Genomic DNA, 21,149 nt, shown 5'->3' on the forward strand with positions numbered 1-21,149 from the left:
CTCCCAGCTGTGTGCTGGATCGCGGGGCCTCTCCCCAACTCACCAGGTGGCTTGCAGATGATCAGTCGAACCGGTTAGGGCTGGTCTGGCGTAGTGGGCGCGAGATAGGTGTACGCCGGTAGCGCGGGAGGCGAGAGCCAGAGCGCTGGCGATGGGGTCCTCGCGGTATCCGTCGCCGTACAGGCCCAGGTCACGGACATCCGCGAGGAGCCGATCGGGGTCGTCGCCCTCCCGGTAGCGGTAGCCGTACAAGCCGAACGTGGCAATCAGTCGATCGTTCAACCTGAAGGTGAAGTCGGAGTTCTCGACATTGGCGAACACCGTGGCCACGGCCGTATCCAATGACAACGGCTCGGCCACGTTGGTGACGTACCTAGTCCCCCATCCGGTGTCGGCCAGGACGGTTCCGCCCTGAGCGGCGTATGCGGCAACGTTGAACTCGCCGAGAGTACCTGGGGTGACCTTGATCCGCCGCAGAGCGTCCGCAGGGGATAGATCACGGACGAAGGTGATGCACAAGACGGTGGTACCGACACCATCGGTCCACCGTTCGCTCAACCAGGCGTAGTCTGCCGCTGTCGCCCCACCCATGCGCACCCCTATGCCGTCCGGATCGCCGCCAGGAGGTGGGGAGTTGCTGCCTCGAGCGATGAGAAGCAGGCATCCGCCTTGATCAGTTCATGGGGTGAGTGGGTCGTGGCTACAGCGATCACTGTGCATCCCGCTGCTTTCCCTGCGGTGATTCCGTGGGGTGCATCCTCTACCACGATGCAGTCGCCCGCCTCGACTGAGAGAAGTTCGGCCGCCTTGAGATAGCTCTCCGGATGGGGCTTCGATCGTTCGACGTCCTCGCCATAGATCTGCACTCGCGGCAGCGGAAGCGAAGCAAGCTGGAAGCGCTGGTGGACGTGGGCTCGGCTGCCCGAAGTGACCAATGCCCAAGGGCGCCGGTCCAGTTCGCGCAGCAGGCTTATCGCCCCACGCGCTGCCGGGAAGGCATCGCCTTCCTTGAACATCAGTTGGTTCAACACCTTGCGTTCGGCGTGGGGATCGAGGCCAGGGGCGACCTCGCGGACGGTGTCTTCGGGGCGACGGGCGTGGGTGAGGCTCCATACCAGGTCCTTGTCCAGTCCCCGCATGGCTGACCAGGCATCCCAGATGCGTCGGTGCGTTGCGCTGGAGTCGAGTAACACCCCATCGACATCGAACAGCAGAGCCTTGATTACCATGGACCAAAGGATGTCACGGATGGTCAGGACGATGTGGCCAAGCTGACGCTGAGCAACGAAGACCGGGAAGCCCGGAAGCGGACCGCAACCAGGTTGTTCGGTGAGCCGTGCTGAGGAACGAAGCACGGATCGTCGATCGCCCCCAAGCACATACGGTGGCCGGCCATGCTGTGGCGATCGTAGGGCTGTATCTGTGCGGCGGCGTGGCAACCCTGGTCGGTGCGTTCGGTCGGTACGGCGGGGGCGGCGTGCGGTGCCCGGCCCGGTGTCCCGCCGCCGTCCGGGACCGGCCCCCAGGCCGCACGCCCGGACGGCGGGCGGGCGGAGGGCCGGGGTACGGCGGCGCGCCGCGCCGCCGCTTGATAGGTATGAGAACAATTCGGCAACTCATCAGGCACTTGCCTTGGTTTCCCGCAGCAATGAGCCCGACCACAGGAACTCTCGCAGGCCGCCTAAGGAGCAGAGATGGCCGAAGACAAGGAACCCCAAGCGGTGAGCGAGGATGAAGCCCTGCGGGACGCCCTCTTGTCAAAGGGGTACGATTCAGCGGCGATCGCGAACGAAGGGCTGACGATCGCTATGCGTGGCCCCAGGAGCTACCTTCGCACCGAATCATCCGTTCCTCGTTCTATGTTCGCTTCCCTGAGAGATCAGCTTGGTTGGGACCATTCCGATCATCCACAGTATGCAGGCTACATTGCACCCTCACCTGGCGTTGTTGAGATCGGCCTTGTGAGAGGAATGGGACTTCCTGGGTTCCCCCTTCAAATCTCTCGAATCCTGAGAAACATTGAAACGCAATGCAAGCATGCGATGGACAATTCATGGCTTCCAATCTTGCAGGATGGGCAAATCATTCAGAGGATCCGCGATGCCGATGATCGCGAAGCTCGAATAGCGGCGCGGATTCATCTCACGCGGCGGGATGGAAGCGCCTGCATAGAGCTATCGAATTGCAGCCCTCTTGTTGTGCCATTCATCATGCGCGCACAAGAGAGGCCACGCTTCTCAATCAAACTATATCTTGACAACCGTCAACCAAAAGAAGATTTGCTAGAGCAGAGCGATGAGATACTCCACTCCTTTCTATACGAGCTAAACTCGCGAAACGGAGTGATACTTAGCCCTATACGTTGGCCGATGCAAACAGATGTCGATCCTCCTCGAATGCGTGCCGCAAGGTCAGCCGTCGGATCGGCGAGATTTCCAATCACATCTATAAGTCCAGAGATCGCTACGCTTTTTGGCTTCGCCACGCAAGCCACTGGAAATCCTACTCTAGCCTTTCTCTCCTACTATCAGATCTTGGAATACTTTCTTTTCAGCATGATACGACGTGCGATAATACGTGACGTACGATCCGAGCTCTTCGACAGGAAGTTCGATGAGAAGCGAGACGCATCCGTCCTGAAGCTCATCGACATCGTTGAAGAAAGTCTTCTAGGACTTGAGGCCAAACATCTACGAACTCTACTGAAGGAGGGCGTCCGAGAAGAACTCCTCAAGGATTTCCTCGAAAACGGCTCATGGAACGGCCACTTTTCAAACAAGGGACCGATACGCGGAGTAAGAGCCTTAAATGCAAAAGATAAAACTACCGGCATAATCGACCAAGTGGCGGAACGTGTCTACAAGCTCCGCAATCGGATCGTGCATGCGAAAGATGAGCCGAAATACGGAGACTCCAAGGTTCTAATGCCTGAAAGCCGAGAAGCCGATTCTCTGGGCCCCGACGTACAGTTGATCAGATTTCTTGCGATGGAGGTCATCCATGAAAGCCAAGGTCGCTGAACCTATCGCAGCGCCTGAACTAGGTAACAGCCCAAATGCAAGACCCGCCTGATCGTCAATTAAGCCGATGTTTTCGGTCGAAAACACATATGCAGCACACCGCAGCAGCTCGTCACGCTCCATCTAGTAGCTCTGGGCGACGGTCTCCAAGAGCACGTCGGGCTGTAACGAAGCGCTCATGAAATTCGTCGGCTAGTGCTTCTCGTCGGTAGCGCTGCCGTAGTACACGGTCGAGATCTCCGGCACGGTTAACAAGGTCAGTAAGGGATCGTCGGTCGATGTCGAAGGCGGCCATACCTGCGTTGACAGCTGCATCGAGGTCTCCACGTCGGGCGTGGACTATGCCTAGGTCTATCTGCGCGTCGGCGACGCGCATGGGGGCGTTGGAGGTGCCGTCCGGGCGGGTATGCATCTGGATGGTTTCGCGGGCGTGTTCTTCGGCGCGGTCGTCGTCGGCGAGCCAGGTGTAGCAGGTGGCGGCGTAGAAGACCCATTTGGCGTGGTCGAAGACGAAGTGGTGGTCTGGGTGGTCGGGTATGGGCAGGCTGCCGAGGACTTCGGCTCCGCGGGTCAGGGCTCGGTCGGCTTCGCGGCGGTCTCCGATGCGGGCAAGGCCGCGGGCTTCTTGGAGAGTGAGTTGGACCATGGCGCTGCTGGTGCCAGCCACAGCTTGGCCCATGCGGGCGGCAGTGACGACGTCTTCGTACCGGCCTTCGACGAGGGCGAACCAGGCTGACATCTCATGTGCCCAGCCCATGAGTTCGCCGTGTCCGACCTGGCGGCCCATCTCGAAGGCGGCGCGTCGGGCGGTTTCGGCCTCTTCCCTCTCGCCCAGGTCGTAGTGGACACAGCCCAGAAGGGCGGTGAGCCAGCCGGTGATGACGAGCAGTTCGCGGTGCTGGTCTAGGGTGAGGCGTCCGGCGAGCAGGTGGTTGATCTGCGCCAGGCGCTTTTGCGTTCGGTCTCGTAGGGTGCTCGCGGGTACAACGGGATAGGCGCGGCACAGGAGATCGACGGCCTCGGCAAGGGCCTCCAGGGTCCCGGCCCCGACATCTGACGCCTGGAGTTGCTGGGCGAGTTCCATGGTTCCGTACAGGTCGGCCTCGGAGCGGAGAGCGTCGACGGGGATCACGCGGGCCTCGATGAGGCCGCTGCCGGTCTGCTTGGTCTGGGTGAACCCGAGTGCTTCCGGCTCCCGGCCGGTCAGTTGGGTCAGTGCCAGCCGGTAGGGGGTGCGTGGCCATCGGACTTCGCCGGCCTCCCAGCGGCGTACCCGTTCCTCGTCGCATACCAGTCGTTCGGCAACGCCTATGGGTGTGGCGTTGATCTGGTCGGCCATCTCCGCGCGGGACAGCCGTCGCTCATTGCGCCATGCACGAAGCCTCACGTTCGGGATGTAGTCGGGCATCTTCGGGTCTTCCTCCCGGCTGGGGGCTCGAAAGGGGAAATGAGGGGGGCCGTTCAGGGGTCCTGCTCAGACTCGGTTGCCGGTGGACTTGTCATCAGTCAACCACGGTACGTCACGCGGCCTCCCGCCACAGGGAACGCCGGATGAACGAGGAGATGGCGACGGTGATCCGGCCAGACGAGATGAGCAAGACGTCGCCGTGCCCCGGTTGCCGGGGACGCGGGATCAAGCTGCGCGACTCGCGCCGTGCGCTCCTCATCGGCGACAGCGACACAGATCAGACCCCTAGTGAGGAGCGAGAGTGTCTCGACTGCCTCGGAGGCGGCCAGGCCGAAGGGAACGGGAAATGAACTCGATCATTCAGGCGGCGATGGCCGGTTTCCCGCAGAACCAGGAAGAGGGCGACATGCTCGTCCGGCTGCGCGACCAGCTCACGAACCTCGGTGTCAACGCCGAGCTGCGCGACAACAACACCGCGCTCATGGTGCACAAGCGGGAGCCGGGGATGCCGGTGTGGGTGTTCGTCGGGTTCGGCGGGGCCTATTACTCGTGGCAGAACGCCGAGCAGCGGCATCCCACCAACGACCCGCAGGGCGCGGCGAACGTCCTGGCTGAGTACCTCGCCAGGTGATGACCGGCGCGGCGAGACAAGTGCGCTCCCTGCCAAAGGGGGGTGGGGATTGCCGCCGCCTTGTCTCGTCGCGCCGCTCCCGGCAGGCAGTGGCAGCGGTGGCCCCCGCGGCGTCCTTTCCCCGCCCGGCCGCTGTGGTGCCTGCCGGTCTTCTTGCGTACGGCTGCGGCTTGCGTCAACGACATGGACAGGCTGTAGTTCTCCCGATACGCTCAAACTTGGTAAAACAACCTGTCGGCTGTTGGACGGTCATGATGTCGCTAGAGTCCGTGCCGCCTAAGTATGCGCAGCTTGTCCAGACTCTCCAGAGGCGCATCGAGGCCGGAGACTACCCACCGGGCACCCTTCTCCCCAGCGAGAACCAGCTCATCCAAGAGTTCAGCGTCTCCCGTCCCACCGTGGTCGCCGCCCTTCGCGTGCTCCGTGAGCAGGGCTGGATCGAGTCCCAGCAGGGCAAGGGACGCTTCGTGCGCGGCCGTCCGGCCATGGCCTCCGTTGAGCAGAAGCGGCCCGGCCAGGCATACCTGACCAAGCCTGAGACGGACACCACCGGCGAGGTCGTCGAAGTGGGCGCCGTGGCCGTCCCGAACCGCATCGGTGTGCTGCTCGACGTGCAGCCCAAGAGCAAGGTGTTCGTGCGCCGGAGGCTCATCGTGCGTGATGGCGAGCCGACCGAGTTGGTGTCGCTGTGGCTGCCGTTGGATCTTTCCGGCGGTACGGATCTCACCAGCGGTGAGCCGTTGCGGCAGGGCTTCCGCGAGCATCTCCAAGCGCGCAAGGGCGTCAGGTTCGATCACATCGTGGAGCAGATCACCGCGCGCATGCCCTCGGCCGGCGAGGCCAAGCAACTGAGCATGCCGAAGAACGTCCCGCTCCTGGCGGTCTTCGGCGCTGTCCGTGATGCCTCCGGCCGGCCCCTTGCTGTCGTCGAGGTTTTGCTACCTGCCGACCGGCACGAGTTGGAAGACGCCTACCCGATCACCTGATGAGGCTGCCGACTATGTGCAGCGGAAGTCCCAATCGCTGGAGCTGAGGTCGCTGAACACCACAACGACGGCTCTGCCGTCTTCGGTGTCCTCGCCCCAGTCCAGACCGACGTGAGCCTCGTCATCCACTCCGGTGACTGCGGTCTTGCGGTAGTAGGCGCCGATCTCCCCCGCCGACAGTCCGGTACTGAGAGGCAGTCGGATCTCGTAGTGGCAGTAGTCGCCACTACCACCGGGGTTCTTGTCGAATTCGGCTTCGCTGTCGCCATTGCTGCGTGTCTCAGGCGGCAGCGGGATGGCCAGCACTCGCTCATGGAAGTCGTCGAGCCGGGCATCGTCGCGCCACACCGGCATCATGATCAGCAGGAACAGCCCGACCAGCGGGGCGATCACGACCACGGCTAAGCAGCCCCACAGGATTCGCACCAGATCCTCCTCAGATGTCGGGCCATCAGCTTGGGCGACTGTCTATCGCACAGGTGACACGCCCGTCACCTCGCACCTAGTCACTTGACCTAGCAAGATACGCAGGGTTACGGTCTAACTACTTGATAGGTCGAGTGCCTGTCATCCAAGAGAGGAACCAACGTTATGGCTCTGCAAGGCCCCATCCCCGTCACCTTCGCCATGGTCTTTCCGCACGGCTGCTACATCGTCGGAGAGGTCGAGCCCGTCAAGGACTTCGACGCCTCCGCCGGCGGCCAGTTCGTGCAGGCCCGCGACAAGCAGACCGCCGAGCTGGTCTGGCAGGTCGCGGTCATGGACGGTGACCCGACCCTCAAGCCCGCCCAGAAGACGGTCGCGGTCAAGATCCTCGCTCCGGTCCAGCCGGTGCCCCCGCAACCCATGCCGGGCCTGCCGTTCACACCGGTCGAGTTCGACGGCATCACGATCACGCCGTACGTCAACGCCGCCGGTCGCCTCGCGTACTCGATCAAGGTCCGCGAGATGCACGCGCCCCGCCAGACCATCCAGCCCGCCCAGAGCAAGGCCACGGCCGGAAAGGACGCCGCCTGATGACCCGACGCCGTACCCCGCGCAACAGTGTGATCCGGCTGACCACCGGGCACGCCGCCCGCACCATGAACCACCCGTTCGCCCGCCGTGAGCCCGTCCTGGCGCTCGACTTCGGCGCCACCTCCGTCCTGGTCACCACGAGCGGTCCCGTGACGGCGGAGGACCTGGAGTTCGCGCGCCAGCTCGCCCACGCGGCGCACCGCTTCGCCCGCTCCCTGGAGCGCAGCTTCTACGGCCTCCCGGACGGCAAGGGGATGGCGGCGTGAGCGAGCACCGGCCCTACACCTACGTCACCTTGTCCATGCAACCCGACTCAGCGCCGCACGTCGGCGTCTCCTTCCACACCCCGCGCCTCAAGGTCCGTGCCGGAATCCTGCTCAGCAACCCGCGCCCGTACCTGGACTTCGCCTCCCACGAGGCGAACGTGCACATCTCCACCACCGGGGCCGGGCCAGTCACCGACGACGACCTGGCCACCGCCCGCGAGATCTTTAACGCTGCCGCTCGCTACCTGGCCGACTGCGAGCAGTTGCACGCCGAACAGTCGGCCAAGGACGCCACCGACCCGGCGGCCTGACACAAGAGGCGGGGCCGCTGGAAGCGGCAACTTCCGGCGGCCCCTCGGTTCTCCCCTGACTCCACATCACGAGAGGTTCCCAGCTTATGTTCAAGCGGCTGCCTGGGGATGAGGCACGCAGCCTCGTCTCCACCACGCCCGATACGGCCGTCGTCTTCCGACCGGCCGTGCTCAAGACACCCGCCATCATCACCTTCCTCGTCTACGGCTGGCGCTTCCTGGCCGCCCTCGTCCGCACCACCTGGCGGCATCCGGTCGCGGTCGCCGTGCCGGTCGCCCTGGGCGTCATGTGGACCTGCTACGGCTGGCCTGCTGCGGCATCCACCCTTGGCTTCGTCGTCCTGTCCATGCTCGCCTGGGCCTGCACCGACGGCGATCTCTTCTCCCGCATCGTCGGCTTCCGGTTGCTTGCCCTGTGGCGGCTGGTGTCGGTCTACCGGCGTCACTGGCATGGCGTCATGGACGTCTCCGGACTGGCCAAGCGCATCAACGGTCGCGTCTACATGCCGCGTCTGCTCCGCGTCACCTGCGACGGCTGGGCCGACCGCATCACGGTCCGGATGCTCGGCGGCCAGGCGGTCAAAGACTGGTCCGACCGCATCGACAACCTCGCCCAAGGCTTCGGCGCAACCTCCTGCCGGGTCGCGCTCGTCAAGGGTGGCCGACTGCTGCTGACCTTCCCGCGCAGCGATCCGCTCGCCGCGCCCATGCCCGCCCTTCCCATCCCGGACGAACCATCGGTCGGACCGGTCGAGATCGGCAAGCAAGAGGACGGCCGACCGCTCCGGCTCAAGGTCCACGGCACGCACGTCCTGATCGCGGGCGCGACCGGGGCGGGCAAGGGTTCGTTCCTGTGGGACACCATCCGCGGCTTGCTCCCCGCGATGCGGGCGGGCCTGGCCGAAGTCTGGGCCCTCGATCCCAAGCTGATGGAGCTGTCCTTCGGACGCGAGCTGTTCCAAGGCCGCTACGCCGCTGATCCGGCCGACTGCGCCGACCTGCTCGACGAGGCCGTCTCCGTCATGCAGAAGCGGGCGGCTCGCTTCGCCGGTCTCCAGCGCTCCCACGTCCCGACCATTGAGGACCCGTTCGTCCTGGTGCTCGTGGACGAGGTGGCGTTCCTGACCGCCTACCAGCCCGACAAGCAACTCCGGCAGCGCATCTCCGCCGCCCTGGCCACGCTCGCCACTCAAGGGCGCTCGGTCGGAGTCGGCGTCATGGCCGCCCTCCAAGACCCACGCAAGGAAGTCATGAACATTCGCAACCTGTTCCCCGACAAGATCGCCCTCAGGCTCGACGAGTCCGAGCAGGTGGACATGGTCCTCGGCGACGGCGCACGCGACCGGGGCGCACTCGCCGACCACATCTCACCCGTCCCGGAACTGGGAGCGGGCGTCGCGTACATGCGCCTGGAGACCTCACCCGAACCGATCCGGGTTCGCGCCGCCTACGTCTCCGACACCGACATCCGCGCCATGGTGACCTACTACGGGCAGGCCGCATGACTCACCTGCTCCACGGCCTGCGCTGCGCCACCTGTCTCGCCTTGAACGTTCTCTGGCTCGACCCCGTCCGCGGCCTGGTCGAGTGCTCCGAGTGCGGCCAGACCGCGCTCATCGTCACCGACCCCGACGAAGGGAGGACCGCATGACCCAAGCGCACGACCGCGCCCTCCCCCGTGCCATCCGACAGGCCATGCCGATGGCCCGCGACGTACTCGTAGAAGTCGCCAAGCAGCACGGCGTCTGCATCCGCCCCATCCCGCTCAAGCGCCTCGACGTCGTCACCGGCAAGTCCGAGATCATCGACGTACCCTGCGGGGCCACCCTCGACAGCAAGTGCCCGCCGTGTGCCAAGCGCAACAAGCAGCTCCGCAAGGCCCAGTGCCGCGAAGGCTGGCACCTCGACGAAGAACCCGCCATCACACCCGACAAGGCCAACGACGAACAACGCTGGCTGGTGGAGTTCCGCGCCGACTACCAAGCCCAGCGCGACGCCGCCGAAAAGGCCGGCGACGACACCACCGAACTGGATGCGATCATCACCGGCCTGGACGAGGAGATCAACGCCGCAGGCATGCGCGGCAACGTCCTGGGCCGTACGGCGTCCAAGCGCTCCCGCTCCACCCGGCGACGGCAGGACGCACCCGACCTGCCCAAGCGCAAGATGACCAGCACCACTCTTGGACGCACCTTCCAGGGCACGGATGGCAAGATCTACCGGCCGTCACTGTTCATCACGCTCACCTTGCCCTCGTACGGCAAGGTTCGCGACGGTGCACCCATCGACCCCGACACCTATGACTACCGGCGCGCCGCCCGGGACGCGCTGCACTTCTCCAAGCTCGTCGATCGCTTCGTACAGAACCTGCGCCGCGTCGCAGGCTACGACGTGCAGTACTTCGCCTCCGTCGAGCCTCAGAAGCGCCTCGCGCCACATCTACACATGGCCATCCGTGGAACGCTCCCACGAGCCGAAATCAAGCAGATAGCGGCCGCCACCTACCACCAGGTCTGGTGGCCCCAGGCCGACGAAGTCGTCTTCGAGGGCGAGCACATGCCCGTCTGGCAGGACGAGGCCGGCTACCTCGACCCGGTTACCGGAGAGGTCCTGCCCACCTGGGACGAAGCCCTCGACGCCCTCGACGAGGACACCGAACCCCTCCACGCGATCCGCTTCGGCGAACAGGTCGACGTTCAAGGCGTTCTCGCGGGCACCCCGGACGCTGACCAGTGCATCCGCTACCTGTCCAAGTACCTCACCAAGTCCATCGGCGACACTCTCGACGGCGGCCAGGCCCAGCGTGAGCACGCCACCCGCATGCTCGGCGCCCTTCGCTACGAACCCTGCTCACCCACCTGCCCGAACTGGCTGCGCTACGGCGTCCAGCCCAAGGACGCCAAGCCCGGCATGCACCCTGGCCGATGCCGAGGCAAGGCCCACAAGCCCGAACACCTCGGCTACGCCGGACGCCGCATCCTGGTCTCGCGCAAGTGGTCGAACAAGACTCTCGCCGAGCACAAGCAGGACCGCCGCACCTGGGTCCTGGAAGCCCTCGGCCAACCCGACGAACCCACCAACCCGCACCGCTACATCTGGCGCCCCGTCCCGGCCGGAGACGCCAACGTGCCGCCCCTCTCCGTCCGACTCCTCCGGTCAGTCCACGAACGCCAACGCTGGCGAGCCCACCTCCGCGAACTGGAAGCCAGAGCGAACGGCCAAGAACTTTCGGCAACTGAAGGGAGGGCGGCGTAATGGAAAGACTCTTCTACCGACCGAACGACGCAGCCACGGTCCTGGGCATGAGCCGTACGGCGGTGTTCCGACTCATCAAGACAGGTGAGCTTCGATCGATCAAGCGCGACGGATACCGCCTGATCCCTGCTGCCGCTCTGCTTGACTTCGCCCGTGACCTGGAGGCGGCGTGACGACGCGCAAGCCCAACGGCCGCTCCTCGATCTTCCTGGGCAAGGACGGCAAGTGGCACGGCTACGTGACCATGGGCGTCAAGGACGACGGCACGCCCGACCGCCGCCACCGGGTTGGCGACAGTGAGGCCGAGGTGACCAAGAAGGTCCGCGAGCTGGAGCGGAAGCGGGACTCCGGCAAGTCCGACCAGCCGGGGCTCGCGCCCACGGTCGCCGAGTGGATGCGCACGTACCTCGACGAGATCGCGCCTCTCAAGGTCAGCGACCGCACCTTGGAAAGCACTTACCGGCCCAAGGCCGAGCACTGGATCATCCCGCGCCTCGGTGCTCACCGCCTCGACCGGCTGCGCCCGGAGCACTTGGACGCCTTCTATGCCTACCTCGCACAGCAGGGCCTTGCCCAGAACACCATTGTGCAGATCCACCGGATCCTCTCCCGCGCGCTAAAGATCGCGGTACGGCGTGAGAAGGTCGCCCGCAACGTCTGCACCCTGATCGACGCGCCTACCGCCGAGGACGTGGAGATCGAGCCCCTCGACGCCGACGAGGCCCGCGATGTCCTCGACGTGGCAAACAGCCAGAGGAACGGCACCCGTTGGTCCGTGGCCCTCGCGCTTGGTCTTCGGCAATGTGAGGCGCTGGGCCTGCGCTGGAAGTACGTGGACCTCAAGCGAGGCGTCATCCGCGTCTTCTGGCAGATCAAGCACCAGCGCTACCGCCACGGCTGCAGGGACCCGCACACCTGCGGCGAACGCCTCCACCGCTACCCGTGCCCCAAGGACTGCCCCAAGGCCAAGCGCACCTCAGGCCGCAAGCACGTGTGCAACAAGCCAGGACAGAGCTACTGCGCACCGGACTGCACCAAGCACGCGCCCTCCTGCCCCGAACGCGTAGGCGGCTGGATCTTCGTGAAGCCCAAGGGCAAGAGCAAGCGAACCGTCATGATCCCGCCCCCGCTAATTCCGCTCCTCAAGCTCCACCAGCAGGCCCAACAGGCCGAGAAGGAAACGATGGGGGAGCGGTGGCAGGACTATGACCTCGTCTGGTGCCACCCCGACGGCCGCCCCATCGACGCCGGCCAGGACTGGGACGAATGGAAGGAACTCCTGCGCCTGGCTGGAGTCGAGAAGGACGCCCGTGTCCACGACGCTCGCCACACCGCCGCAACGCTCCTCATAGAGCAGGGCGTGGACATCAGCGTCGTCCAGGAAATCCTCGGCCACTCACAACTGACCACGACCAAGCGCTACACCCACATCACGGCGACGCTCTCAACCGAGGCAGCAGCTCGAATGGGCCGCGCCCTCTGGGGCTAACTGCAACTGGAAATGCAACCGGGCGGACTTCTTGATCATGAAGATCGAGGAGTCCGCCCAGGTCATTTAGGGTAGGGCGCCCGGGGCTCGAACCCGGAACCTACGGATTAAAAGTCCGCAGCTCTGCCAATTGAGCTAACGCCCCTCGCACCAGCAAGGGTACAGAGATTACCGCCCTGTCCGCGACGTCTCCATCACCGGTAGGCCGCCAGCCCCGTCAGCGCCTCCCCGAGCACCAGAGTGTGCACTTCCTGGGTGCCTTCGTACGTCAGCACACTTTCCAGGTTGTTCATGTGCCTGATCACAGGGTACTCCAGGGTGATCCCGTTGCCGCCCAGGATCGAGCGGGCCTGGCGGGCGATGTCGAGGGCGGCCCGTACGTTGGCCAGTTTGCCGAAGCTGATCTGCCGCGGCTCCAGCGTGCCCGCGTCCTTCAGTTCGCCGAGGTGCAGGGCGGTGAGGCCGGCCTGGGTCATGCCGACGTACATCCAGGCGAGTTTCTCCTGCGTCAGTTGGAACGCCCCGATCGGCTTGTCGAACTGGACGCGCGTCTTCGAGTATTCGACGGCCGCCTCCAGGCAGGCGCGGGCGGCGCCGACGACGCCCCAGATGATGCCGAAACGGGCCTCGGAGAGGCAGGAGAGCGGGCCGCGCAGGCCCACGACGCCGGGGAGCGCGGCGGAGGCGGGCAGGCGTACGTCGTCGAAGTAGAGGGAGGAGGTGACCGAGGCCCTCAGGGACAGCTTCTTGTGGATCTCAGGGGCGGAGAAGCCGGGGGTGGAGGTGGGGACGACGAAGCCGCGTACGCCCTCGTCGGTCTGGGCCCAGACCACGGCGACGTCGGCGATCGAGCCGTTGGTGATCCACATCTTGGCGCCGTTCAGGATCCAGTCGGAGCCGTCCTTCTTCGCGTACGTCCGCATGCCGGCCGGGTCGGAGCCGTGGTCGGGCTCGGTCAGGCCGAAGCAGCCGATGGCCTGACCGGCGGCCATGCGGGGCAGCCACTCGTCCTTCTGCTCGTCGGAGCCGTACCGCCAGATGGGGAACATGGCCAGTGAGCCCTGCACCGACACGAAGGAGCGCAGGCCCGAGTCGCCGGCCTCCAGTTCGCGGCAGGCCACGCCGTACGACACCGCGTCCGTCCCCGCGCAGCCGTACCCTTCGAGATGCATGCCGAGCAGGCCGAGCGAGCCGAGCTCGGGCGCCAGCTCGCGCGCGGGGAAGACGGCTTCCTCGAACCAGTCCCCGACGTGCGGAAGGACGCGGTCGGCGACGAAGGATCTGACCGTGTCGCGGATGAGCCGCTGGTCAGGGCCGAGGCGGTCGTCCAGGCGCAGCAGGTCGTCCATGGGTTGGGTCCTCTCCCTCGTACATAGGGGGCTACCAGGGTTGTACCAGGGGCAATCCTGATGTGCGAACACCGGCCCGGCGGGCAGTCTTGAGGCATGAGCGAATACAACGTCAAGAAGCTGCGCCGGACGCACAAGGGCCGGATCATCGCGGGCGTCTGCTCGGGCATCGGCGAGTACGTCGGGATCGACGCCAACCTGGTACGGATCGCGCTGGCGATCGCGACCCTGTTCGGCGGCCTCGGCGTCGGCGTCTACGCGGTCGGCTGGCTCCTCATGCCGGACGAGGACCACGACACCTCGATCGTCCAGGACCTGATCAACAAGCAGCAGGCCAACCGGTCGGCGACGGACTGGAGCGGCGAGCAGAAGCCCCAGCAGTGATCAGGCGGTGGCCTGGGCACTCATCCGGGCGGCCTTGTCACGAGACTCGGTCCAGACCATGGCGAGCACGGCCGCGCTGATCACCCCGGCGATCCCCGCCAGCGCGACCACCGGCTCGGGGCCGAGTCTCTCCGCCGCGAAACCGCCCACCAGGATGCCGATCCCCTGCACGGTCATCAGCCCCGACTGCACGAGGCCGAACGCCTGAGCGCGACGCTCAGGCGGTACGGACTGAACAAAAGCCGCATTGGCCGCGAGCTGGTACGCCCCACCGATCCCGGACAGAACCCACGCCGCCAGCACCACGGCCAGCGGCGGCCGGATCGCGGTGACGATCAGGGGCGCGCAGCTCAGCATGGCCATCCACCCCATGAGCCGCAGCCGCCTCGGCGGCGAGACGAACCTGCTGAACAGGAACGCGCCCACCACCGTCCCGGCCGGCATGGCCGCCATCAGCAGCCCGGTGATCACGGGCACCGGCAGGGCGCCGGTGTGCAGGGCGGCGGCGTAGGGGGCGGCCAGGCCCTCGGGCAGGATGTAGAAGCCGCAGAGCCAGGCGAACAGCACCAGCGTGCGCAGTTTGCGCGACCCGAAGACCAGCCGGGCTCCGCCCTTGGTCATCGTCCACATGGACGGCTTGGCGCCATCGGGCTGGGCGGCGGGGCGGCGGCGTACGCCCGAGACCAGGATCAGCGCCGATCCGAGGAACGTGGCCGCGTCGAGGGCCAGCGCCCGGTACGGGCCCATCGTGGCGATCAGCGCTCCGCCGGCCGCGAAACCGAGCATCTGCACGGCCTGGTTGGTCATGTTCTGCAGGGCCGAGCCCATGACGTACGCGTCGCCTTCGAGCACTTCCGGCAGCAGCGCCGCCCGCGCGGCCGAGAAGGGGGCGCTGAGCAGCACCACCAGGAAGACGAGCGCGCACAGCGCCCAGAACGGCACGCCCGGCACCGCCATCACGCCCACCAGCACGGCCCGCAGCAGGTCGCAGGCCAGCATGACGCCCCGGCGCGCGAAGCGGTCGGCCAGGCCGGCCAGCAGCGGCCCGCCGACGATGCCGGGCAGATAGGTCAGCGCGTAGACGGCGGCCGTGGCCAGGGGTGAGCCCGTGCGATCGTAGACGAGCACGGCCAGCGCCACCTGCGCGAGCTGGTCGCCGAGGAGTGAGAGGCCCTGGCCGTACCAGAGCGCCCGGAACTCCCTGACGGCGATGACCTCTCGATATGTGACTTGTCGTTCTTGTCCGGCACGGCGATGCCGTCCCGGCGGCCGTCTCGCCCGCATGGCCCCCATTGGACTCCGCTGTACCTGACGCAGGGTGCTCGCTATGTCACCTAAGGTGCCCGAACATAGGGTCGGCCGCAACCCAAAGCAGCCAACCAAAAGCAAAGGGTTACCAGCCCAATTCGTGAAGCCGGGCGTCGTCGATGCCGAAGTGATGCCCGACCTCATGCACGACCGTGATGCGGACCTCGTCGATCACGTCCTCTTCGGTAGCACATATTTGGCATATCGGATTGCGGTAGATCTCGATCCGGTCGGGCAGGACAGCGGAGTACCAGTCGCCACGTTCGGTGAGGGGGATACCGGTGTACAGGCCGAGCAGGTGGGGCTCCGGCGGGTCATCGACGACCGTGACGACGACGTTGCTCATGGCGCGCGTGAGGTCCGGAGGGATCGTGTCCAATGCCTCGGCCACGAGTTCCTCGAATCTCTCCCGCGAAACCTCGATCACACTTGCCATTCTGCCCCGCCGGTGGGGTAAGCAAGAATCTGTATGAAGTTCGCGCACAGGGCAAAGGCAGTCATTCGCTCACGAGGGGCGTCACGGGCGGCGAGGATCGCCGCCGTGCTCCTCGTGGCCGCCGTGGGCGCCTGGCTCGGCATCTTCCTCAGCGGCACTGTACGTACGCAGGTGGGTCCGGTGGAGACCGGAATGTCGCTGCGGCCGGCCTGGGGCGGCGAGACGGTCGTCGACGCCAGCCCGCTCGGCACCCTCACCTTCCGCACCCATGACGCGCCACTGCGGCTGCGCATCACGCTCGAGAACATCGACCAGGAACGTGCCAAATCGCTCCTGGAGGACCCGCGCCTGGCCGACCGCCTGCCCGGCGTGATCGAGGACGATCTCCTCGACGGCGTGCGCGCCCTCGTCATCCGCTCGCTGCTCTGTGCCGGGGCCGGAGCCCTGCTCGCCGTGCTGATGGTCTTCAGACGTCCGAAAGTGGCGCTGATGGGCCTTCTGGCGGCTTCTGTGGCCCTGGCCGTCACCGGAGCCCTCGCCGCGCTCACGTTCCGCCCGAACTCGCTCGTCGAGCCGCGCTACTCGGGCCTGATCGCCGCCGCGCCCTCGCTCGTGGGCAGCGCGGAGTCGATCGTCAGCAAGTTCGAGTCGTACCGGTCGCAGCTCACCAAACTCGTCACGAACGTCTCCAAGCTCTACGACACCGTCTCGAACCTGCCCCTGTACGACGCCAACCCCAAGACCATCCGCGTCCTGCACGTCTCCGACATCCACATCAACCCCATCGCCTGGAACGTCATCCGCTCGCTCAAGGACCAGTTCGCCGTGGACCTGATCGTCGACACGGGCGACATCTCCGACCACGGCACCAAGGCGGAGAACAAGTTCGTCGACGAGATCGGCACGCTGAAGGTCCCGTACGTGTTCATCCGCGGAAACCACGACTCGATGACGACCCAGAAGGCCGTCGAGAAGCAGAAGAACGCCATCGTCCTCGACGACCAGACCAGGAAGGTGGCGGGCCTGACCATCTACGGCCTCGGGGACCCCCGCTTCACCCCCGACAAATCGGTCAACGTCGCCGGCGACCCGCAGGCGCTGGCCCGCTTCGGCCGCTCCCATGTGCCCAAGGTCAAGAAGGCGGACGTGATCGCCGTACACGACGGGGAGGTCGGCAAGGGCTTCTCGGGCGCGGCCCCCATGATCCTGGCCGGACACACCCACGAACGCCGGACGAACATGTTCCCGACCGGCACCCGCATGCTCATCCAGGGCTCGACCGGCGGAGCCGGCCTGCGCGCGCTCGAACACGCCCAGCCGACCCCCGTACAGGCGTCCGTCCTGTACTTCGACAAGGAGACCAAACGGCTGCAGGCGTGGGACGACATCACTCTCGGCGGGCTCGGGGAGCAGTCGGTCTACATCCAACGTCACGTGGAGCCCGACCCACAACGTATGATTTCCCCAGAGCCAACGACCGCCCCGTCGCCAACGGGAACGATCACTGGCGCCCGGTCACCGGCCGCGGGCCCGCCGCTTTGGCATCAGGGGCGATCGTCCCCTATGCTTCAGAGGTCTCCGACGGAAGGCGACAGGGAATCCTGAGCCCCCATCGTCTAGCGGCCTAGGACACCGCCCTTTCAAGGCGGCGGCACGGGTTCGAATCCCGTTGGGGGCACTGCGAGCGCCTGGCGCACCCGCAAAACGGATGGTCTAAGGCCACCGAAGAGCTGGTAAGCTAAGCGAGCGCAAACAGCAAGAAACGCAACACCACGCAAGGTCCTGTAGAGCAGTTTGGAGTGCTCGCCACCCTGTCAAGGTGGAGGTCGCGGGTTCAAGTCCCGTCAGGACCGCTCTGGGTCAGGTAGCTCAGTTGGTACGAGCGTCCGCCTGAAAAGCGGAAGGTCGGCAGTTCGACCCTGCCCCTGACCACCAGCATTGAACAGCAAGAATGCCCCGAACGGCTTATCGTTCGGGGCTTTTGGTTTTCGCTGACAGCAACAGTGACAGCACGTGGGAAGCACCTGAGGGCTTTCATCTGAAGGGCCGAAGTAAGGCCCACGCTTACCCGCCTGGTTGGAGATCGACTTGTGGCAGGCGCTGAGCCAGCGGAGGCGGCGTGTCTCCAAGTGCGGTTCACAAGCCGAGCTGACCAATGCGACCAGCTTCAAGATCACAGGACAGGCCGTCAGCTGCTGTTAGGGGTAAGTGGCTGCACTTACCCCTAACCCCGGACCAAGATCGGACCTGCTCACGCAGAGCCGAACTGGCCCGGGTGTTCGCCCGTGCTCTACTTGTAGAGCGTGATCATGAGGCGCCCCCGTCAACGGGCTCATGCTCCGCAGGCCTCCTGGAAGACCTCACGGGCGACGCGATAGCTGTCGAACGCCCGGGCCGCGCCCGCGTACGCCTCGATGTGCACGAACGCCTCCACGATCTCCTCCGGGGTGACGCCGTTGTTGAGCGCGATGCGCAGCTGCCCGCGCAGCGGCTCGAGCGTGCCCAGGGTCGCGGCGATCGTCACGGAGACGAGGGCGCGGGTGCGGGTGTCGAGGACGTCGGTGCGCGGCCACGCGTCGCCGAAGGTGTGCCGGGTGGCCAGGCGCATGAAGTCGGCGGCGTTGGCGGGCTCGCCGGGACCGGGGTTCAGGAACGGCTCCAGTCTCCTGCCGAGCAGGTGCGCGGCGGTGTCGAGCGCTGCCTCGTAGCCGGGTTCCCGCAGGGTGTCGGTCATGGTGATGCCTTCCGGATCAGTGCTGGGGACGCGCGCTGAGCTCGCCGTACTGCCCGCCGCGTACCCGCGCGGGGGCGAACAGGCCCGACAGGTGGGCGACGTCGTCCGCGCTCAGCGGCACGGCGGTGGCGGCGGCGTTCTGGCGCGCGTACTCCGCCCGTTTCGTGCCGGGGATGGGCGCGATGTCGTACGGCTGGGCGAGCAGCCAGGCCAGGGCGACCTGGCCCGGGGCGTGTCCCCGCTCGTCGGCGAACGCCTTCAGCCCCTCGACGAGGCGGAGGTTGTCCGCGAAGTTCTCCATCTGGAACTTGGGCAGGGTCGAGCGGAAGTCGTCACTGGTGAACGCGGTCTCGCGAGTGAAGCGCCCGGCGAGCGCGGCCCGCCCCAGGGGGCTGTACGGGACGAAGGTGATGCCCAGCTCGCGGCAGGCGGGCAGCACCTCTTGCTCCACCTCGCGGGCCCAGAGCGAGTATTCGCTCTGGAGGGCCGAGATCGGCGCCACGGCAGACGCCCGGTGCAGGATGTCCGGACCGACCGCGCTGAGCCCGATCGCGCGCACCTTGCCCGCGGTCACCAGCTCGGCCATCGCGCCAACGGTGTCCTCGATCGGCACGGTGGTGTCGTGGCGGTGGACGTAGTAGAGGTCGATGTGGTCGAGGCCGAGGCGGCGCAGGCTGGCCTCGCAGGCGGCGGCCACGTACTCCGGGCGGCCGTCGTAGACCACCCCGCCCTCCTCCAAGGGCCGCGCCCCGAACTTGGTCGCCAGCACCACCCGGTCGCGCAGGCCGCGCACAGCGCGGCCGAGCAGTTCCTCGTTGTGGCCGAAGCCCTTCTGGGACTGGCCGGTGGCCGCGCCGGCGGCGCCGTAGATGTCGGAGGTGTCGAAGAAGTCGATGCCGGCCTCGACTGCGGCGTGGATCGTGGCGACGGACTCGGCCTCGTCGGCGTCGCCGTAGAACTGGGACATCCCCATGCAGCCCAGGCCGATCGGCCGGACGGAGATGTCGGTGTGTCCAAGGGTGACACGGGCTTCCCGCATGATGGTTCCTCCTCGTCAGGCTGCGATGGTCTTGTACTCGACGTACTGGGCGAGGCCGGCGACGCCGAACTCGCGGCCGATGCCGCTGCTCTTGTAGCCGCCGAAGGCGCCGTCGAAGGTCGGCGCGGCGCCGTTGACGATCATCCACCCGGTACGGACCCTGCGGGCGACCTCGATGCCGTGCTCGCGGTCGGCGGCCCAGACGCCGCCGCCGAGGCCGTACTCGGAGTCGTTGGCGATGCGGACCGCGTCGTCCTCGTCGTCGAACGGGATGACGACCAGGACCGGGCCGAAGATCTCCTCACGGGAGATCCGCATGCCGCTGTCGACGTCGGCGAACAGCGTCGGGCGGACGTAGTACCCGCCCTCCAGCCCGTCAGGGGTCTCGAGTCCGCCGGTCACCATCCGGGCGCCTTCGGCGATGCCGAGCTCGATGTAGGAGCGCACCCGCTCCAGTTGGTCGGCGCGGACCATGGGCCCGATGAAGGTCTCGGGGTCGGAGGGGTCGCCGACCCGGACGTCCTCCATCATGGCGGCCAGCGCCGCGACGACCTCGTCGTAGCGGCTGCGCGGGGCGAGGATGCGGGTGTGGGCCACGCAGTTCTCGGCGTTGTTGCCCAGCGACAGGGCCCTAAGGCCTGCCACGACCGCCGTCAGGTCGGCGTCCTCAAGGATGATCGAGGCAGACTTGCCGCCCAGCTCCAGGCTGACCCGCTTGAGCTGCTCCCCGGCGACGGAGGCGATGCGCCGGCCGGCCGCGGTGGAGCCGGTGAAGGCGATCTTGTCGACGCCGGGGTGGGCGACCAGGTACTCGCTGGTCTCGCGGCCCGCGGGCAGGATGCTCACCACGCCTTCGGGCAGCCCGGCCGCGTCGAAGACCTCGGCGAGCGCCAGGGCGTCCAGCGCCGTCTCCGGGGAGGCCTTCAGGACGACCGTGCAGCCGGCGAGCAGCGCGGGAACCAGCTTGACCAGGGCCGACTGATGTGGAGCGTTCCACGGGATCACCGCCGCCACCACGCCGACGGGTTCCCGGCGCAGCCGCGTCGTGGCGTCGCCGACGGCGCCCACCTCCTCCTCCCAGCCGAGAGCGGCGGCGGCGCGCACGTACGCCTCCGTCATCTCCGGGAGGGACTGCAGGTGCGTCCAGTGGGTGAACCACAGCGGCGAGCCGTTCTCGGCGGCGACCAGGGCCGCGAACTCCTCGGCGCGGACCGCGTAGAGCTTGGAGAACCGCTCCATGACGGCGCTCCGTTCCTGCGGGCTCATCCGGGGCCAGGGGCCCTCGTCGAACGCCCGGCGGGCGGCGGCGACCGCGCGGTCGACGTCGGCGGGGGCGGCGTGCGGCGCGGTCCCGACCAGCGAGCGGTCGTGCGGGGAACGCACCTCCAGGACGTCCGCGGTGGCCGGGGCGACCCACTGGCCGCCGACGTACAGGTTCGGGTAAGTGATCACGGAAAGGCTCCTCATATGCGTGTCCACTGGACCTTTATGACTATAGCGGTCCAGTGGACACGTA

The 21,149-nt window shown here is 66.5% G+C and carries 23 protein-coding genes and 4 tRNA genes; 16 read left to right on the plus strand and 11 right to left on the minus strand.

The genetic code is table 11. The features are described 5' to 3' along the window. Nucleotides 1–39: 39 nt before the first annotated feature. The gene (locus OIE67_RS51030) at nucleotides 40–591 is read right to left on the minus strand and encodes a DUF6461 domain-containing protein (RefSeq protein ID WP_326634278.1); all 552 of its coding nucleotides are present in this window, start codon (nucleotides 589–591) and stop codon (nucleotides 40–42) included. A gap of 8 nt (nucleotides 592–599) precedes the next feature. Beyond that, nucleotides 600–1,229 carry an HAD-IA family hydrolase gene (locus OIE67_RS51035; RefSeq protein WP_326634280.1) on the minus strand — a complete coding sequence of 210 codons (630 nt, stop codon included), beginning with the start codon at nucleotides 1,227–1,229 and terminating at the stop codon, nucleotides 600–602. A 465-nt stretch (nucleotides 1,230–1,694) separates the two neighbouring features. Here OIE67_RS51035 and OIE67_RS51040 point away from each other — a divergent pair, with 465 nt between their 5' ends. Continuing rightward, nucleotides 1,695–3,020 carry a hypothetical protein gene (locus tag OIE67_RS51040; protein WP_326634282.1) on the plus strand — a complete coding sequence of 442 codons (1,326 nt, stop codon included), beginning with the start codon at nucleotides 1,695–1,697 and terminating at the stop codon, nucleotides 3,018–3,020. A 112-nt stretch (nucleotides 3,021–3,132) separates the two neighbouring features. Here the strand turns inward: OIE67_RS51040 and OIE67_RS51045 are convergent, their stop codons facing one another. Further along, nucleotides 3,133–4,428 carry an XRE family transcriptional regulator gene (locus OIE67_RS51045; RefSeq protein WP_326634284.1) on the minus strand — a complete coding sequence of 432 codons (1,296 nt, stop codon included), beginning with the start codon at nucleotides 4,426–4,428 and terminating at the stop codon, nucleotides 3,133–3,135. A 346-nt stretch (nucleotides 4,429–4,774) separates the two neighbouring features. Between OIE67_RS51045 and OIE67_RS51050 the strand changes: the two genes are divergently transcribed. Then, nucleotides 4,775–5,059, plus strand: a complete 285-nt coding sequence (locus tag OIE67_RS51050; RefSeq protein WP_326634286.1) for a hypothetical protein — start codon at nucleotides 4,775–4,777, stop codon at nucleotides 5,057–5,059. A 254-nt stretch (nucleotides 5,060–5,313) separates the two neighbouring features. Next, on the plus strand, nucleotides 5,314–6,045 hold the full coding sequence (locus OIE67_RS51055; protein WP_326645742.1) for a GntR family transcriptional regulator: 732 nt from the start codon (nucleotides 5,314–5,316) through the stop codon (nucleotides 6,043–6,045). Between the two features lie 12 nt (nucleotides 6,046–6,057). Here OIE67_RS51055 and OIE67_RS51060 read toward each other — a convergent pair whose 3' ends face one another. Beyond that, nucleotides 6,058–6,471, minus strand: a complete 414-nt coding sequence (locus tag OIE67_RS51060) for a hypothetical protein (protein ID WP_326634287.1) — start codon at nucleotides 6,469–6,471, stop codon at nucleotides 6,058–6,060. Nucleotides 6,472–6,636: 165 nt separating this feature from the next. Between OIE67_RS51060 and OIE67_RS51065 the strand changes: the two genes are divergently transcribed. From OIE67_RS51065 to OIE67_RS51100, 8 genes are all read left to right on the plus strand, one after another. Continuing rightward, nucleotides 6,637–7,062 (plus strand): plasmid replication, integration and excision activator, encoded by a 426-nt coding sequence (locus tag OIE67_RS51065; RefSeq protein WP_326634288.1) that lies wholly within the window; start codon nucleotides 6,637–6,639, stop codon nucleotides 7,060–7,062. Further along, the gene (locus OIE67_RS51070; protein WP_326634290.1) at nucleotides 7,062–7,328 is read left to right on the plus strand and encodes a hypothetical protein; all 267 of its coding nucleotides are present in this window, start codon (nucleotides 7,062–7,064) and stop codon (nucleotides 7,326–7,328) included. The genes OIE67_RS51065 and OIE67_RS51070 overlap by 1 nt, the downstream gene beginning before the upstream one ends. Further along, nucleotides 7,325–7,639: a hypothetical protein gene (locus OIE67_RS51075; RefSeq protein ID WP_326634292.1), complete on the plus strand. Its 315-nt coding sequence runs from the start codon at nucleotides 7,325–7,327 to the stop codon at nucleotides 7,637–7,639. The genes OIE67_RS51070 and OIE67_RS51075 overlap by 4 nt, the downstream gene beginning before the upstream one ends. An 86-nt stretch (nucleotides 7,640–7,725) precedes the next feature. Continuing rightward, complete coding sequence (locus tag OIE67_RS51080) at nucleotides 7,726–9,144, plus strand: FtsK/SpoIIIE domain-containing protein (RefSeq protein ID WP_326634295.1); 1,419 nt, start codon at nucleotides 7,726–7,728, stop codon at nucleotides 9,142–9,144. Then, the gene (locus OIE67_RS51085) at nucleotides 9,141–9,290 is read left to right on the plus strand and encodes a hypothetical protein (protein WP_326634297.1); all 150 of its coding nucleotides are present in this window, start codon (nucleotides 9,141–9,143) and stop codon (nucleotides 9,288–9,290) included. Before OIE67_RS51080 ends, OIE67_RS51085 begins: the two co-directional genes overlap by 4 nt. Then, nucleotides 9,287–10,894 carry a replication initiator gene (locus OIE67_RS51090; protein WP_326634299.1) on the plus strand — a complete coding sequence of 536 codons (1,608 nt, stop codon included), beginning with the start codon at nucleotides 9,287–9,289 and terminating at the stop codon, nucleotides 10,892–10,894. Before OIE67_RS51085 ends, OIE67_RS51090 begins: the two co-directional genes overlap by 4 nt. Beyond that, nucleotides 10,894–11,067, plus strand: coding sequence for a helix-turn-helix domain-containing protein (locus tag OIE67_RS51095; protein WP_326634301.1), 174 nt, complete (start codon nucleotides 10,894–10,896; stop codon nucleotides 11,065–11,067). The genes OIE67_RS51090 and OIE67_RS51095 overlap by 1 nt, the downstream gene beginning before the upstream one ends. Then, nucleotides 11,064–12,383: a tyrosine-type recombinase/integrase gene (locus OIE67_RS51100; RefSeq protein WP_326634303.1), complete on the plus strand. Its 1,320-nt coding sequence runs from the start codon at nucleotides 11,064–11,066 to the stop codon at nucleotides 12,381–12,383. Before OIE67_RS51095 ends, OIE67_RS51100 begins: the two co-directional genes overlap by 4 nt. A gap of 72 nt (nucleotides 12,384–12,455) precedes the next feature. Here OIE67_RS51100 and OIE67_RS51105 read toward each other — a convergent pair. After that, nucleotides 12,456–12,528: transfer RNA gene (locus OIE67_RS51105), tRNA-Lys, on the minus strand. Between the two features lie 49 nt (nucleotides 12,529–12,577). Continuing rightward, nucleotides 12,578–13,732 carry an acyl-CoA dehydrogenase family protein gene (locus OIE67_RS51110; RefSeq protein ID WP_106241703.1) on the minus strand — a complete coding sequence of 385 codons (1,155 nt, stop codon included), beginning with the start codon at nucleotides 13,730–13,732 and terminating at the stop codon, nucleotides 12,578–12,580. A 96-nt stretch (nucleotides 13,733–13,828) separates the two neighbouring features. On the opposite strand from OIE67_RS51110, the gene OIE67_RS51115 reads away from it, so the two are divergent. After that, a complete protein-coding gene (locus OIE67_RS51115; protein ID WP_326634306.1) occupies nucleotides 13,829–14,116 on the plus strand; it encodes a PspC domain-containing protein in 288 nt (95 codons plus the stop codon). On the opposite strand, the gene OIE67_RS51120 is transcribed toward OIE67_RS51115, so the two are convergent. Together OIE67_RS51120 and OIE67_RS51125 are read right to left on the minus strand one after the other, a co-directional pair. Further along, nucleotides 14,117–15,400, minus strand: coding sequence for an MFS transporter (locus OIE67_RS51120; RefSeq protein WP_326634309.1), 1,284 nt, complete (start codon nucleotides 15,398–15,400; stop codon nucleotides 14,117–14,119). A 109-nt stretch (nucleotides 15,401–15,509) separates the two neighbouring features. Next, nucleotides 15,510–15,860: a metallopeptidase family protein gene (locus tag OIE67_RS51125; protein WP_393274861.1), complete on the minus strand. Its 351-nt coding sequence runs from the start codon at nucleotides 15,858–15,860 to the stop codon at nucleotides 15,510–15,512. 105 nt (nucleotides 15,861–15,965) lie between these two features. Here OIE67_RS51125 and OIE67_RS51130 point away from each other — a divergent pair, with 105 nt between their 5' ends. The 4 genes from OIE67_RS51130 to OIE67_RS51145 all read left to right on the plus strand — a co-directional run bounded on the left by OIE67_RS51130 (nucleotide 15,966) and on the right by OIE67_RS51145 (nucleotide 17,795). Beyond that, nucleotides 15,966–17,465, plus strand: a complete 1,500-nt coding sequence (locus OIE67_RS51130) for a metallophosphoesterase family protein (RefSeq protein WP_326634312.1) — start codon at nucleotides 15,966–15,968, stop codon at nucleotides 17,463–17,465. Next, a tRNA-Glu gene (locus OIE67_RS51135) sits at nucleotides 17,466–17,538 on the plus strand. 100 nt (nucleotides 17,539–17,638) lie between these two features. Beyond that, nucleotides 17,639–17,713: transfer RNA gene (locus tag OIE67_RS51140), tRNA-Asp, on the plus strand. 5 nt (nucleotides 17,714–17,718) lie between these two features. Beyond that, nucleotides 17,719–17,795, plus strand: a tRNA-Phe gene (locus OIE67_RS51145). 397 nt (nucleotides 17,796–18,192) lie between these two features. Here OIE67_RS51145 and OIE67_RS51150 read toward each other — a convergent pair. The 3 genes from OIE67_RS51150 to OIE67_RS51160 are packed head-to-tail and all read right to left on the minus strand — an operon-like array spanning nucleotide 18,193 to nucleotide 21,085. Further along, nucleotides 18,193–18,594, minus strand: coding sequence for a carboxymuconolactone decarboxylase family protein (locus tag OIE67_RS51150; RefSeq protein WP_326634313.1), 402 nt, complete (start codon nucleotides 18,592–18,594; stop codon nucleotides 18,193–18,195). A gap of 16 nt (nucleotides 18,595–18,610) precedes the next feature. Then, entirely contained in the window at nucleotides 18,611–19,633 is a 1,023-nt protein-coding gene (locus tag OIE67_RS51155; RefSeq protein ID WP_326634315.1) for an aldo/keto reductase, read from the minus strand. 15 nt (nucleotides 19,634–19,648) lie between these two features. After that, nucleotides 19,649–21,085 (minus strand): aldehyde dehydrogenase, encoded by a 1,437-nt coding sequence (locus OIE67_RS51160; protein ID WP_326634318.1) that lies wholly within the window; start codon nucleotides 21,083–21,085, stop codon nucleotides 19,649–19,651. Nucleotides 21,086–21,149: the final 64 nt, after the last annotated feature.

Source organism: Nonomuraea fuscirosea (assembly GCF_035917475.1).
Lineage (GTDB): Bacteria > Actinomycetota > Actinomycetes > Streptosporangiales > Streptosporangiaceae > Nonomuraea > Nonomuraea fuscirosea.